Annotated in this window: 12 protein-coding genes; 4 read left to right on the top strand and 8 right to left on the bottom strand. The window is 42.9% G+C overall.

From position 1 onward, the window contains the following. Positions 1-101: 101 nt before the first annotated feature. Entirely contained in the window at positions 102-434 is a 333-nt protein-coding gene (locus tag O7C57_RS00955) for a pilus assembly protein (protein WP_154622549.1), read from the top strand. Positions 435-494: 60 nt separating this feature from the next. Further along, positions 495-851, top strand: a complete 357-nt coding sequence (locus O7C57_RS00950) for a hypothetical protein (protein ID WP_154622550.1) — start codon at positions 495-497, stop codon at positions 849-851. Positions 852-925: 74 nt separating this feature from the next. Here O7C57_RS00950 and argH read toward each other — a convergent pair whose 3' ends face one another. The 4 genes from argH to argC form a co-directional block, all read right to left on the bottom strand. Continuing rightward, a complete protein-coding gene (argH, locus tag O7C57_RS00945) occupies positions 926-2,302 on the bottom strand; it encodes an argininosuccinate lyase (protein ID WP_154622551.1) in 1,377 nt (458 codons plus the stop codon). A gap of 77 nt (positions 2,303-2,379) precedes the next feature. Then, the gene (locus O7C57_RS00940) at positions 2,380-3,600 is read right to left on the bottom strand and encodes an argininosuccinate synthase (RefSeq protein WP_154622552.1); all 1,221 of its coding nucleotides are present in this window, start codon (positions 3,598-3,600) and stop codon (positions 2,380-2,382) included. Positions 3,601-3,677: 77 nt separating this feature from the next. Then, positions 3,678-4,454 (bottom strand): acetylglutamate kinase, encoded by a 777-nt coding sequence (gene argB, locus O7C57_RS00935; RefSeq protein ID WP_269723516.1) that lies wholly within the window; start codon positions 4,452-4,454, stop codon positions 3,678-3,680. Positions 4,455-4,491: 37 nt separating this feature from the next. Further along, positions 4,492-5,496, bottom strand: coding sequence for an N-acetyl-gamma-glutamyl-phosphate reductase (argC, locus tag O7C57_RS00930; protein ID WP_163863328.1), 1,005 nt, complete (start codon positions 5,494-5,496; stop codon positions 4,492-4,494). 102 nt (positions 5,497-5,598) lie between these two features. Between argC and argE the strand changes: the two genes are divergently transcribed. After that, the gene (argE, locus tag O7C57_RS00925) at positions 5,599-6,753 is read left to right on the top strand and encodes an acetylornithine deacetylase (protein ID WP_196714153.1); all 1,155 of its coding nucleotides are present in this window, start codon (positions 5,599-5,601) and stop codon (positions 6,751-6,753) included. Positions 6,754-6,981: 228 nt separating this feature from the next. Further along, on the top strand, positions 6,982-7,866 hold the full coding sequence (gene metF, locus O7C57_RS00920) for a methylenetetrahydrofolate reductase (RefSeq protein WP_154622556.1): 885 nt from the start codon (positions 6,982-6,984) through the stop codon (positions 7,864-7,866). Positions 7,867-7,918: 52 nt separating this feature from the next. Here the strand turns inward: metF and O7C57_RS00915 are convergent, their stop codons facing one another. The 4 genes from O7C57_RS00915 to O7C57_RS00900 form a co-directional block, all read right to left on the bottom strand. Then, entirely contained in the window at positions 7,919-9,034 is a 1,116-nt protein-coding gene (locus tag O7C57_RS00915; protein WP_269723515.1) for a TPM domain-containing protein, read from the bottom strand. Continuing rightward, complete coding sequence (locus O7C57_RS00910) at positions 9,031-9,624, bottom strand: LemA family protein (protein ID WP_154622558.1); 594 nt, start codon at positions 9,622-9,624, stop codon at positions 9,031-9,033. Before O7C57_RS00910 ends, O7C57_RS00915 begins: the two co-directional genes overlap by 4 nt. A gap of 334 nt (positions 9,625-9,958) precedes the next feature. Beyond that, a complete protein-coding gene (gene ppc, locus O7C57_RS00905; RefSeq protein WP_154622559.1) occupies positions 9,959-12,598 on the bottom strand; it encodes a phosphoenolpyruvate carboxylase in 2,640 nt (879 codons plus the stop codon). A gap of 405 nt (positions 12,599-13,003) precedes the next feature. After that, the gene (locus tag O7C57_RS00900; RefSeq protein ID WP_247047159.1) at positions 13,004-15,445 is read right to left on the bottom strand and encodes a bifunctional aspartate kinase/homoserine dehydrogenase II; all 2,442 of its coding nucleotides are present in this window, start codon (positions 15,443-15,445) and stop codon (positions 13,004-13,006) included. Between the last annotated feature and the right edge of the window lie 7 nt (positions 15,446-15,452).

Below are 15,452 nucleotides of genomic sequence, written 5' to 3'. Positions count from 1 at the left end.
AACACCTAAATCGAGTTGATATCTATATAATTCGCTCATCAAAAATTGGTGGTAATTAATATACGCAAACCACACTTAAATATATCTAGAGGATGAAAGCCATGATGAAAAAAGTCGTCATATCATCAATGTCACTTGTATTACTCGCTACAGTACTATTAACAGAGAATGCACAAGCAAAGACAAACAATACCACCATTACATTTAAAGCAGCTATTGTACAACCGCCTTGCAGCTATGATTTTAATAACAACAACGTTCAATTGAATTGTTTTAATAGCAAAGAAAATAAAACTAAAAAATCAAATATTCATTACTCACGACAAAGCAAAACATCTGAATGGAAGCAAACAACTGATAATCGCGGCATATATCAATTCAAATGGACGAATAAAGAAAGAAATCTTGCCATGATTTCAGTGCAGTACCTTTAACAAAAAATAAATAAAAACAAACAGTTAATTATAAACTACAGATCAGCAAGGAAAAAAATCATGAAAACATTATCTTCAACTTTAAACAAAAATCTTTTCGCTCTATTAACAGTACTCTTAATGACTCCTGTATTTAGCGTTGCAGATACGGAAGTAAAACAAAGAACGCACAGTGGGGTTATTCATTTTACTGGCTCTATTGTCCATCCACCTTGTATGAACAGTGTAAGCAACCAACAACAATTAATATTTAATTGCTTAAATGACAAGGCGGATATGGTAGAAGAAAAATTGGATATCAAAAAAATAGCGCAGTCTAAAGACTGGGGAACCATGAATAATGGTAGAGGCGTTTATACCTATCATTGGGTTGATAAGCAAAGTCAATTAGGCCTTTTAACAATTAAGTATATTTAAGTAGCAACGACTGACCTCGGGGTAGAATAACTACCCCGCTTTTTTTATGTTTCTACTCAACACCCAACCATCTCTTACAGCCCTAAACGTAATTTAGCTTCGATGATTGCCTGACTCACTTGGCTCTTTGCAACCCCACCTTTGGCTAAACGCTTATCTAAGCATGATTGTAACGATAAGATTTGATATACATCGAGTTGGATAGTATCACTGAATTTTTGTAAATCACTTAATGTCATTTCTTCCAACGCTTTTCCTTGGCTAATTGCCGCCACAACGGCTTCGCCCACAATATGATGTGCTTCACGGAATGGAACGCCTTTAGCAACAAGGTAGTCTGCGAGTTCTGTCGCATTGGCATAGCCTTGTTTTGCTGCGTCTTCACAACGATGACGACGGATTTGAATACCATCTAACACCAATGCAGCCATATGCATACAGTCTAGCCACGTATCAAGAGCATCAAACAGGCCCTCTTTATCTTCTTGCATATCTTTATTATAAGCTAATGGCAATCCTTTAAGCGTCATCATCATCCCAGTTAATGCCCCTTGCACACGACCACACTTACCACGAATTAACTCAAGTGCGTCTGGGTTTTTCTTTTGAGGCATTAATGATGAACCGGAGGTGACTTTGTCAGAAAGTTCAACAAAACCAGCTTCACCGCTATTGAAGAAAATTAAATCTTCCGCAAAACGGGATAAGTGAACCATACCAATGCTTGCATCAGATAACAGTTCTAAAACATGATCCCTATCTGACACCGTATCAAGACTATTACGTGTTGCAGATGCAAACCCCAGCCAAGAAGCCAGTTGTTCACGGTCAATATCGTAAGCCGTACCTGCCAATGCACCACAGCCTAACGGGCTAACATCTAAACGTTTTAATGTATCTTTGAGGCGGCTTTCATCCCGAGCCAGCATTTCACTGTATGCTAAACACCAGTGTGCGAAAGTAACGGGCTGAGCACGTTGTAAGTGGGTGTAACCAGGCATCACTGCATTTTGATTATTTTCAGCAGTGATAACTAAGGCTTTTTGTAGCTCAATCACCGCTTCTAATAGTTGTGCTATTTGGTCTTTACACCATAATTTCAAATCCGTCGCGACTTGGTCGTTACGGCTACGACCCGTATGCAGTTTTTTACCTAAATCACCTACTTTATCAATCAGTTTTCCTTCAACCCAGCTATGAATATCTTCTGCATCACTTTGCAGAATGCTTTCGGGGTTATCTTGTACTTCTTTCAATAGCGCCTTCAATGCCTGTTCAAGGGATTGTTGTTCTGCTTCTGATAACACCCCGACTGTGACTAACGCTTTTGACCAGGCAACCGAACCAATAATGTCTTGTTGCGCCAAGCGGTAATCAAAACGCAATGAATCATTAAATTGTTTAAACCGTTGATCGGCTTCTTGACTAAAACGTCCACCCCAAAGTGCCATAACTGTTCCCTATCTGATTGATAAAATAAATGTTATCCCCGACAGCCAATGGCTGTCGGCGGAGTATTTCAATAAAACTATTTCGCTTTGTTCTGCTCTTTGAGTGCACGAATACGTGAAGAAAGAGAATATAAACGGATAAAGCCACCAGCATGGCTGTGATCATAGACTTCATCTTCACCAAAAGTTGCAAACTCTTCTGAATACAGGCTGTTATCAGCTTTTTTCTGAATAGCTGTCACTTGCCCTTTATACAGTTTCAAAACAACTTCACCGGTGACATCCTGCGCTAAAGATTCTGCTGCCGCTTGCAGTGATTGACGTAAAGGAGCGAACCAACGCCCATCATAGACCACATAAGACATTTCTAGGCCTAGCTGCTCACGCCATTTGAAGCTATCGCGATCCAAAACAAGTTGCTCAATACCACGTAGAGCTGCCATCATAATGGTGCCTCCGGGTGTTTCATAACAACCACGAGACTTCATGCCTACTAAACGGTTTTCAACGATATCAATACGACCCACACCGTGTTTCGCACCTAAGACGTTTAATGCTTCAAGGCAACCGAGTGGAGATAAAGCTTGACCATTAACAGAAACCACTTCCCCTTGTTTAACGCCAACAGTGACGAGTTCCGCTTCATCTGGAGCATCTTTTGGATCCACAGTCCACACCCAGCAGTCTTGGTTGGCTGCATTCCAAGTACTTTCTAATACGCCACCCTCAGTCGAAATATGCCATGCGTTTTCATCGCGGCTATAAATTTTCTCTAAACTTGCCGTTGTTGGAATATTACGTTCTTTCAGGTAGTCCAGTAGCGCTTCACGGGAACGTAAATTCCACTCACGCCACGGCGCAACAACTTTTAACTGAGGTGCCAGCGCGGTGTATGTGCTTTCAAAACGCACTTGGTCATTTCCTTTACCGGTTGCGCCATGCGCAACGGCATCGGCCCCAACTTTTAATGCGATTTCAACTTGTGCTTTAGCAATAATAGGACGTGCCATCGACGTGCCTAATAGGTAGCTTCCTTCATATAACGCACCCGTTTTTAATACTGGGTAGATATATTCTTTGATAAATTCTTCGCGCAGATCCACCACATAACATTCAGATGCACCTGATTGCAGTGCTTTTTGCTCCACACCCACCAGATCTTCTCTGTCTTGACCTACATCTGCCACAAAGGCAACCACTTCGCAGTCATCATAGTTTTCTTTCAACCATGGAATAATGGCTGATGTATCTAAACCGCCTGAATATGCCAATACGATTTTTTTGATGCCCTTTTTCATAACTTACCTATCCCGATTTCGCTTAATTAAAGAGTTCATGTGTTATTGGTTGGCAAAGCCCCCCGAACGCACCCATTTTATGATGCTAAAATCCGCGTACCGATGGCTGTGCCATTAAATAGTGCGGGGAGTTGCTCTGCATGACGCCAACTTGCAATGTCTACTGGGCGTTGCAACGTTTTTGCTGCGTCTAATGCCGCGTTCACTTTGACGATCATGCCATCTGTGATAATGCCTTGTTCAATGAGCTTCTGCGCTTTTGCTGTGGTCATTTCATCAATTTTTTGCCCTTTCCCATCGAGGATGCCGCTAACATCTGATAATAGGACTAAGTCGGCATTCAAAGCTTGTGCGATAGCCGTTGCTGCTTGGTCAGCATTCACATTCATCAATAAACCCTGTTCAGTCACACCGATCGAGCTTATGATAGGTAAATAACCTGCCCCCAATAGTAACTGTAACAATTTAGGATCACCGGGTTTCGCATCCCCAACATGACCAAGCTCATCATTTAACTGGCTGACTGTTGCACTTTGTCCATCACCTAATGATAGTCCAACCGCTTGTAACTGGTATTTAGTCGCCCACGCCAATAGTGTTTTGTTGGCAGTGCCTGCTAATGCACCAGTGATAATATCAATCTGATCAGCAGGTGTGACACGGAGTCCTTGTTTCTTCACCACCGGTAATTGGAGCTTTTGCATAAGTTCATCAACCAGACAACCACCACCATGTACAATCACTAAAGGTCGTTGATGAGACTGACGATAGGTTTGTAATGCAGTAAATAATCTTTCAAGCGCTTCTTCTCTATCCAGTAATACACCACCCAATTTGATCACTAATGGTTGCATGGGTTAATCCTTAATAAGTTCGTTGACCGTGATATCACTAAAGTAATGATTGCGTTTCATTAAAACCGAAACGAATATTCATGCACTGTACCGCTTGTGCTGCTGCACCTTTTAATAAGTTGTCTTCCGTTCCGACTAAGATTAGGTGCTCGCCTTTTAATACAAAGCCAATATCGCAAAATGGTGTGCCAACGACAGCTTTCAGTGCTGGAACACCTTTTTCATACAAACGCACTAGCGGTTTGTTGTGATAGGCATCTTTGAAGACTTGTTGAATCTGTTCGGTCGTCACACCAGCGTTTACCTTACAAGTAATCGTAGCCAAAATACCGCGAGAAAAATTCCCCAAGTGCGGTGTAAAAATGACTTCACGTCCCAAATGCGTTGCGATTTCAGGTTGATGACGATGCGTGAAAATACCGTATGGCTGTAAACTCACTTCACAAAAACTATTTGTCATAGAAGCTTTACGACCCGCGCCCGAGACCCCACTCGTCGCGTTAATCACTGGCCACATTTGGTCATCAAGTAGTTTCGCTTCAATCAACGGTTTCAACGCTAATTGAGAAACCGTTGGATAGCATCCCGGCACAGCGATGAGTTGTGCTTGACGAATTTTGTCGGCTTGCCACTCAGCAAGGCCGTAAACCGCTTGATTTAACCATTGACTGTTTGTATGTTCGAATCCGTAATATTTTGGGTAGAAAGCGGCATCTTGAACACGATAAGCACCCGATAAATCAAAGACGACACAGCCTGCCTCTAAAAACTGAGGGGCGATGTCATGGCTAACTTCATGAGCAGTGGCAAGAAAAACGACATCAATACCTTGTGCCGCAGCCGCAACATCCGTTAATGGTAAGACAGGAATATCGATAATACCCTTATACTGGGGATGTAGATCAGAAAAGCATTTACCTGCATCAGCACTTTGAGCTGACACCATCAATCCCTGAAGATTTATTTCAGGATGACGTTGCAGATAAGCCGCTAATTCTGCTCCAGTATAACCACTGGCTCCGATAATGAGTGTGTTCAACATATGCTTTCTACCTTGTGCTCGTGACCCAAACAGTTTAATGTGTATTTTTATTCAAATAAAGTGCATGAATATTGATACTATTATGGATAAAGGCTGTCAACAGTGAATATTAAATTACCTGCATTTATTGAGATTTATCGTCAATTAATTGCCACTCCCTCTATCAGTGCCACTGATTCGCAACTCGATCAGAGTAATAAGGCTCTGGTCGAACTGCTTGGTGGGTGGCTAGAAACACTCGGGTTTACGGTGAATATACAACCAGTGCCAGATACCCGCGACAAATACAACCTACTCGCGACGATTGGTGAAGGAAGTGGTGGCTTGATGCTATGTGGCCACACGGATACCGTGCCGTTTGATGAAGGTCGATGGAGCAAAGATCCATTTACCCTGACAGAACAAGACGGCAAGTTATATGGCCTCGGCACTGCGGATATGAAAGGCTTTTTTGCTTTTATCGTTGATGCGTTGCGTGATATTGATATCAATAAACTGACTCGCCCACTGCATATCCTTGCAACGGCAGATGAAGAAACATCAATGGCGGGGGCGCGTTATTTTGCGGCCAGTACACAGCTACGTCCTGATTTTGCGATTATTGGTGAGCCAACCTCACTACAACCGATACGAGCACATAAAGGCCATCTTTCCAATGCGATCCGTATTACTGGCCAATCAGGCCATTCGAGTGACCCTGCCCGAGGCGTTAACGCAATTGAATTGATGCATGAATCTATTTCACATCTCATGACACTGCGTAATACGCTGAAAGAGCGCTATCACAATCCGGCTTTTGTCATCCCTTATCCAACCATGAATTTTGGTCATATTCATGGTGGAGATGCAGCTAACCGAATTTGTGGTTGCTGTGAATTGCACATGGATATTCGCCCATTACCTGGGCTGACTTTGCAAGATCTCGATGAATTATTAAATGAATCCTTAGAGCCGGTGAAAAAACAATGGCCGGGACGGTTAGCCATTGAATCTCTCCACCCGCCGATCCCCGGTTATGAGTGCCCAACCGATCATAAAATGGTTGCAGTGATTGAACAGCTCCTTGGTCAAAAAGCGGATACCGTAAATTACTGTACTGAAGCGCCATTTATTCAAGAATTGTGTCCAACGTTGGTACTGGGCCCCGGCTCTATTGAACAAGCGCATCAACCCGATGAGTTTATTGATATGAAATTCATCGAACCCACTCGACAACTCATTAGCCAGTTAATTGAGCACTTCTGCTTAACTGAATAAAAATGCGTTCTGCGCAATAATCTTTGGTTATTGCGCATTTTCTTACATGAATTTTTTTCCTATTCCCCCTGAAAAACCCTCACACCTCTATTTCATTTAAGTGTTGACTCAGTATCAGCATATCCGGTAATCTCTATTTAGACGTCTAAACGTATAGACGCACAAATGGATATAATCAATTATCGATACAATTTTCGTTTCGTCATTACAAAGTCATGAGGACAGGGTATGAGTTTCTTTCACGCAAATCAGCGCGAAGCGCTAAATCAAAGTCTCGCTGAGCTAGATGGGCAAATTAATGTCTCCTTTGAGTTTTTTCCGCCACGCACTGAAGAGATGGAACAAACCCTGTGGAAATCCATTGATAGACTGAAAAACCTTAAACCCAAATTTGTCTCTGTAACTTATGGTGCAAATTCAGGTGAGCGTGATAGAACCCATAGCATTATTAAAGATATTAAAGACAAAACCGGCTTAATTGCAGCGCCTCATTTGACTTGTATTGATGCATCCCGTGAGGAACTCAAAGAAATCGCGCGTGATTACTGGAATAACGGTATTCGCCAAATCGTGGCATTACGTGGTGACTTGCCGGATAATAGCCGTAAACCAGATATGTATGCGGCTGATTTAGTTGAGCTTCTTAAAACAGAAGCAGATTTTGATATTTCAGTCGCCGCTTACCCAGAAGTGCACCCTGAAGCTAAAAGCGCCCAAGCTGATTTGATTAGCTTAAAAAAGAAAATTGATGCGGGAGCGAATCGGGCTATTACGCAATTTTTCTTTGATGTAGAGAGCTATTTACGTTTTCGTGACCGCTGCGTCGCAACGGGGATTGATGTTGAAATTGTACCGGGAATTCTCCCTGTCTCAAACTTCCGTCAATTGGAACGTTTTGCCAAGCTGACCAACGTGCGTATCCCATCATGGATGAATAAAATGTTTGAAGGGTTAGATAACGATCCTGAAAGCCGTAATTTAGTTGGCGCCTCAATTGCCATGGATATGGTGAAGATTTTAAGCCGTGAAGGCGTGAAAGATTTCCATTTTTACACCTTAAACCGCTCTGAACTGACGTATGCGATTTGCCACACGCTTGGAGTAAGACCATAGCCGCTATAGAGTATGAAGGCCGCACTTTGCGACCTTCATCTCTCTTATGCTATTACCAATGCCCTGAGGCACCACCGCCGCCACTCAACCCACCACCGCCTCCGCCACTGTCATGATCACTCGATGAACTCGAGGAGCTTGACGAGCTCGATGAACTCGAAAAATCCGATGAGCTAAAAGAAGAGGAATAATAAGGTCGGCAAATATCATTCCATTCCTGTTGTTGCTGTCGGTAAGCAGGCAAAATGGTATGTATCACGACCAAAAGTATTGATGTCGCAAACATGCTCCCTACAACACAAAATAGGGCCATCAAGAGAAGTAAAATTAGGTCAAATCTTCCTTCTAACAAGGTCGTTAATAACATGAGTGCTAAATAATAGAGAGTCGTTATCAACAACGTACTAAATAGTGAAGGAAAGTAGTATTTATATTGATGATACTTTTTTAGCTTAGCTAACTGTAGCTGTTGATTTGCTCGTGCCCGTTTGGATTTATCCGCATACGCGATACGATAGATTTTCTTTTCAATATATAGTCGACGTTGTTTAGTACCATAGAAGAGCGCCGTAAAATAAGCGGTAATAAATGATATGAAATAGAAGAGTTTATAGTTCTCGATACTCTTTGGTAGCACAAATCCACCATAAGAGCCGCCCATTTGATAGCCTACGGCTTCATTGATCACATTTATCACACGAGATACGCTATTTTGGATCCCTGTGTAATAATGTTCATGTTTAAAATTAGGAATAATACTTTGGCGAATCATACGCCCAGAGAGGGCATCGGTCATCACGCCTTCATAACCATACCCAACTTCAAAACGGACATTGCGGTCGTCTAGCGATACAACAAGCAATATACCATTATTTTTGCCTTTTTTTCCGAGTCCCCAACGATTAAACGCGCGTAATGAAAATTGCTCTATTGTTTCAGGTGCTGTCGTTGGAACAATATAAACAACAAATTGCGTTCCATCACCACGCTGCTTTTCAAAGTTTAATAGCTGGTTATTTAACGTTTGATACTGTGACTCACTTAATAGACCTGCATGGTCGAGTACCCTATCACTTCCCAATGCAGGAAGTGGAATGCGTTGTGTCGCCCAAGTTCCGCTGCTCAATACACAGAAGAATAATAGCCAGATGACATGCCGATATTTCAATTAAAATCCACCGTCGGTACTGTTTTTATCGCCTGTTCGTTTTCTACGTTAAAATTCGCTTTTGCAGAGTCACCAAAATAACTTGCAATCAAGTTATTAGGGAACTTGCGAATTTGTGTATTGTATTGGCGGACTGCTTCAATATAACGACCTCTTGCAACTGCAATACGATTTTCAGCACCTTCCAGTTGTGTCATTAAGTCTTGATATAATGGGCTTGCTTTAAGGTCTGGATAACTTTCCGATATGGCTAATAAACGGGATAATGATTGCCCTAATTGTGCTTGTGCTTTTTGATACTCCGCTAAAATAGCAGGGTCTGATAACGCACTGGCATCAATGTTAATTGCCCCAACTTTCGCCCTTAATTGCACAACGTCTATCAGTATTTTTTCTTCATAACCAGAATAACCTTTTACCACATTAATTAAATTCGGAATAAGGTCAGCACGACGTTGATATTGGTTAATAACTTCGGATGCGGCAGCATCAACAGCTTCATCATTTTGTTGAATACTGTTGTAGTTGGTAATGACAATGACCGAAATAATAATAATAAGCGCTAAAATAGAAATAATCAGTTTACGCATTGTTATGACACTCTATCCTTCGGATATCCGTTGTTGAATACAACAGGAATAAATTAAATCTGACCGACATCCATCATTCCATTAGTCGTTTGATACATGAATGAAGTCATGCAATTCAGTCCATAACTCATATCTATTTTAGCAACTTAACATAAATATCAATAAAGTTCTTGTGGTTATTCTCAATAAGATAAGTGATACCACTGCGTCAAAGGCAATACAGAAAAATCAATAAAAAAAGAAGGCGCCATTATCAATTTGGCAACCTTCTTACTGTTTTAATAAAGGATGTGATATCGGCCAAATCAGCGAACTGATCTGACCGGTATATTACCTAGCCAGTATTGCGCATTCCCGCAGCGACACCCGCAATCGTCACCATCAGCGCTTGTTCAACACGTGGGTCGGGTTGTTCTTGTTGGCGAGAACGGTGTAATAGCTCCGCTTGTAATACGTTGAGTGGATCTGTATACACGTTACGTAATGCGATCGACTCAGCAATCCAAGGTAAGTCCGCCATTAAAGCTTCATCCTTCGATACCGCGAGCACACTCTTAATATCTTCAGAAAGCTGCTCACGTAATTTTAGCCCCAGCGGCCATAAACGTTCTTCGACCAAGCGATGGTCGTAATATTCCGCCAGCCACAAGTCAGCCTTGGCGTAAACCATCTCCAACATGGCGATGCGGGTGTTAAAGAATGGCCATTGTTGCCACATCTCATCTAATATGGCTTGTTTACCGTCTTCCTCAATCACGTATTTCAAGGCAGCACCAGCACCTAGCCATGCAGGCAACATAAGGCGGTTTTGGGTCCATGCAAAAATCCATGGAATGGCACGTAAGGTTTCGACCCCCCCAGTTGGACGGCGTTTTGCTGGACGTGAGCCCAATGGCAATTTGCCTAATTCGAGTTCAGGCGTTGCAGCACGGAAATATGGCACAAAGTCAGGTTGTTCACGTACATAATCACGATACATGGCGCACGAAACATCAGAGAGCGTATCCATCACAGATTTCCACTCTTGTTTCGGCTCAGGAGGTGGCAACAAGTTGGCTTCTAAAATGGCACTCGCATACAGAGCAAGACTACTGATCGCCACTTGCGGTAAACCAAATTTAAAGCGGATCATTTCACCTTGTTCGGTAACACGTAAGCCGCCTTTCAAACTACCCGGTGGTTGAGATAAGAGAGCTGAGTGTGCAGGTGCACCGCCACGACCGATAGTACCACCTCGGCCGTGAAATAGCGTCAAGGTTACCCCTTCTTTATCACATAGCTTAATTAATGCATCTTGTGCTCGATATTGCGCCCATGAAGCAGCCATGACTCCCGCATCTTTTGCCGAATCTGAATAACCAATCATGACCATTTGACGATCATCAATCAGCTCACGGTACCACTCGATACTCAATAATTTTTTCATCACACTTTCAGCATTATTTAAGTCTTCAAGTGTTTCAAAAAGTGGTGCGACAGGCAGGCGAATAGATGCGCCAGCTTCTTTTAGCAGTAATTTAACGGCTAAAACGTCAGAAGGTACTTTCGCCATAGAAATAACATAGGCGGCAATAGAATCATTTTTCGATTCGGCAATAACGCGGCACGTTTCGAAGACTTCTTCTGTTTCTGGGCTAGGTTGCCAGTTACGTGGGATCAGTGGGCGACGTGATTGTAGTTCAGACAAAAGAAACGCTTGTTTTTCGTCTTCAGACCACGCGGCATAATCACCTAAACCAAGGTATTGAGTCAGTTCAGAAAGTGCTTCTGTATGACGCGTACTTTCTTGGCGAACATCAATACGCACCAGTTGCAGGCCGAAACTACGGATACGGCGTAAGGTATCCAGTAATTGTCCATTAGCAATAATGCTCATCCCACACGCCATCAGTGACTGATAACAAGCGTATAAAGGCTCCCACAATTGCGCATTATCCGTCAGTAAATCAGCAGGAGGTAATACCTGCTCGCCTTTTACGCGGCGCTCTAAATATTCTAATGTGGAGAAAAGCTGACCTCGTAAATTTTTTGCAATTTGACGGTATGGCTCATCAATATCATCTCCCCCCGCTAACGCCCGTAGCTCTGGCGTCGCTTCTGTCATGGACAATTCAGAAACGAGCACTTGAATATCTTTCAAAAATAAATCGGCAGCTTTCCAGCGACTAAGCAATAAGACATGACGAGTCACTTCAGCGGTGACATTCGGGTTACCGTCGCGATCTCCCCCCATCCAAGAAGTAAAACGAATTGGGTTTGCTTCGACAGGAAGTTCAGCACCAATTGAATCTTCAAGTTGTTCGTTAAATTCACGTAAGAAAGCCGGAACTGCTTCCCACAATGAATTTTCAACTACGGCAAATCCCCATTTTGCTTCATCAATCGGCGTTGGGCGTATTTTACGGATTTCATCTGTATGCCATGATTGAGCGACCAACTGGCGTAAACGACGCATAATATTATTGCGTTCATAATCAGCCAGATCATCATGATCGAGTTGCGATAAACAGTTATTAACCTCAACCAATTTATGGATCAAGGTACGGCGTGCGATCTCAGTCGGATGTGCCGTTAATACCAGTTCGATCGACAGCTGATTGACTGCCTGACAGAGATCAGCATCGGTAAAATGTTTCTCTTTTAAGCGACTAAAGAGTTTTTTAAGTGCAACAGGATTACTCGCTGCTTCACCATGCGGAGAGATGCTGTGATACTGTTCAGCAACATTCGTCAGATTCAGAAATTGGTTAAACGCCCTTGCAACTGGCAATAGCTCGTCATTAGAGAGGTTTTGTAGCGTCATCAATAGTTTTTGGCGTTGTACTTCATTACCCGCGCGTGATGACTTTGATAACTTACGGATAGATTCAACTTTATCGAGGATATCCTCACCTAACGCTTCTTTGATTGTGTCGCCAAGTAGTTTACCCAGCATACTGACATTACTGCGCATTGCGGAATATTGCTGATTCATGAGACTCCTGACCTTGTGCTTCTGGCAGAATGCAACACCGCCTCAGGTTGGTTGACGGTTAACAGACTGCGACCTAATTTCCTGTAACTAAATTTCAATCGGCTGCGATAGAGTTGTTGTTTTGTGATACAGCCGCCAAATTTTACCCTTGTCTCTATATAGATATCAGAAAAAAAGCACTTTGGGGGATTTTTCTGAAATTTAATTACAGCCTTATTCTTATTAGTTTTTCTTATTTAAGTATTGTTTCAGCGCAATATATCGTCGATTCAGCACTTTCAAGACATGAATATTGCTTAAGAATTAAATCATCAGAACAAAAAGGTGAAAAATAGGAGAAGAAAAATAAGGGAAATCACGGATAGTGATAGTAGGCACCATCGCGATGCCTAACTATCAAACTGATTAAAGCAATTGTGAAAGCCGATTAAGGTCTGATTGAATAGCTCCAGCAGTCACATCACGGCCGGCACCAGGGCCACGTATAACTAATGGATTATCACGATACCAGCGACTTTCTATCGCGAACACATTATCCCCTGGTAGCAGAGAAGAGAGTGGATGTTCAGGTTTAACGGCTTCAACACCAACACGAGCGCGACCTTTCACCGCATCAAATCGTGCAACATAGCGCAATACCATTCCCATTTCTTTAGCGGCTTCTAAACGCTGCTGCATTTGTTCATTAATGACCGCACTATTTTCAAAGAACTCGTCTAAAGACCCCTCTTCTGCCTGCGCTGGCACCAAGGATTCAACACGCACATCACTCGGTTCAATTTCATAGCCCGCCTCGCGTGCTAAAATAATCAATTTACGCATAACATCCTCACCTGAAAGGTCAATGCGAGGATCAGGTTCCGTCAGCCCTTGCTGCCATGCTTGTTCGACTAGCTCGCTAAAAGGCACTGAACCATCAAACTGTAAAAACAGCCATGACAGCGTACCTGAAAAAATACCACTAATCGCTAAAATTGCATCGCCGCTCTCTTTAAGATCGCGTACGGTATGGTTGATTGGTAGACCGGCTCCCACCGTCGCATTGTATAACCAATGACGGCCAGTCTTACTGAATGCATCACGGATCTGACGATACTGTTGTGTTGGTGCAGCGCCGGCAATTTTATTTGCGCTGATCACATGGAAGCCATAGCTAGCGAAATCCACATAACTCTCTGCTAGCGCTTGGCTGGCGGTCACATCAAGCACCACTAAATCATCGTATGGATGTGCGCGCATCCATAAAAAGAGATTATCATCTTCATGCTCAATCGCTTCATCGTCGAAAAACGCTAACGCACGGCTAGGATCAATTCCTTGATAATTCAGTAAGCTACGGCGACTATCGACAACGCCGGCCAACACAAAATCAAAATCACTGCGTGCTGAAATATTGGGTTGTTCTGTGGCAAACAGCTCCAACCAACGCGCACCAATATTACCTTTACCAAACAATACCAACCCAATACGTTTTTCAGCACGAAAGAGGCTTTGATGCATGCCTTGAATAACATGGTCAGTCTGATTTGAACGCAAGACCGCGACTAAACTGATACCTTCTTCTGAATGCCAAACAAATTCAACTGGTTGTTCTTTTAACTCTTCATAGAAACGATGACTATGCAGTGGGTTCTTACAGACACCAGCACCAACCAGTGCCACCAGCGAAAAGCCTTCCCGAAGAGATAATGTGCCCGGCAATGCCGCTTCTTCTAACACATCCAACGCACTTTCAACAATTTCAGCGGTATAGCAAAATTGTAATAGGTTTCTATCGGGGTGAATGCCATGCGCCAACGGGCGTAATTGAGTTCGCTTTAATAATAGATCAATATCTTTATATATCTGATTAAAATCACGCCCTTGTGCAATTCGCAATTCAATCAAACAGACGTCATCATGACTGGTTACAATCTTAGCGCCTGTGCCAGAGGCCAAAACACGTTCAATTTTTGTTGACCCTTGCTCTGGCTGGTAGCTACACCTCAACTGCAAATCAATATTACTGACAGAAACGGGCTGTAGTGTCCGTGTGTGTAAGACTGGGGCGGCAAGACGAGCTAATTCACTGGCTTCATCAAGCCGTAATAATGGTAATAAACAAGCATCTTTAATTTTGCGTGGATCCGCACTATAAACCCCCGCAACATCACTCCAAATTGTCACTTTTTCGGTGTTAGCTAATGCACCGACTTGCGTGGCGGAGTAATCGCTACCATTACGGCCTAATAGCACGGTTTCTCCCGCTTGGTTACGCGAAATAAAACCGGTTACAACGAGACGATGCTTAGGATACTGCACTAAAATTTGTTGCAATAATTGGCGTGATTGCGACTCTTCAACCTGAGGTTGAGCGGCTCTTTCTGCCCGTAAAAAAGCACGAGCATCCAGCCATTCGCTTTGCATGCCAGCTTCCTGTAATACGGCTGACATGAGCCGCGCTGACCAAATTTCACCATGCCCGACAACCTCAGCATAAGAGGCATCATTAATAGGTTTATCTAATAACGTACTTAAACGCTCTAGGTCTTCAACAAATTGATGATTTAGTTGAGCCGCTTTTTCTTCAGACAATAACCCATTGATCAACTCTTGCTGATAACGACGCAAGTATTGCTGAACTTGATGAGCAGAAATACGATCACTTTGACTCAGTTTCAACCAGCTAATTAACTGGTTAGTTGTACTGCCAGCGGCGGAAACGACCATTAAGTCACCAGGCTGACTATAATTCGCCATAATGTTAGCAACTCGCTGGTAACATTTTACATCGGCTAAACTACTCCCCCCAAATTTATGTAACTGGCGGTGATATGGACCCGCCTCAACTGCTGTCAGTACGCTCATCAAATAC

Source organism: Providencia sp. 21OH12SH02B-Prov, from assembly GCF_027362595.1.
Classification (GTDB): domain Bacteria; phylum Pseudomonadota; class Gammaproteobacteria; order Enterobacterales; family Enterobacteriaceae; genus Providencia; species Providencia zhejiangensis.
This window is presented reverse-complemented; position numbering and strand designations above follow the sequence as displayed.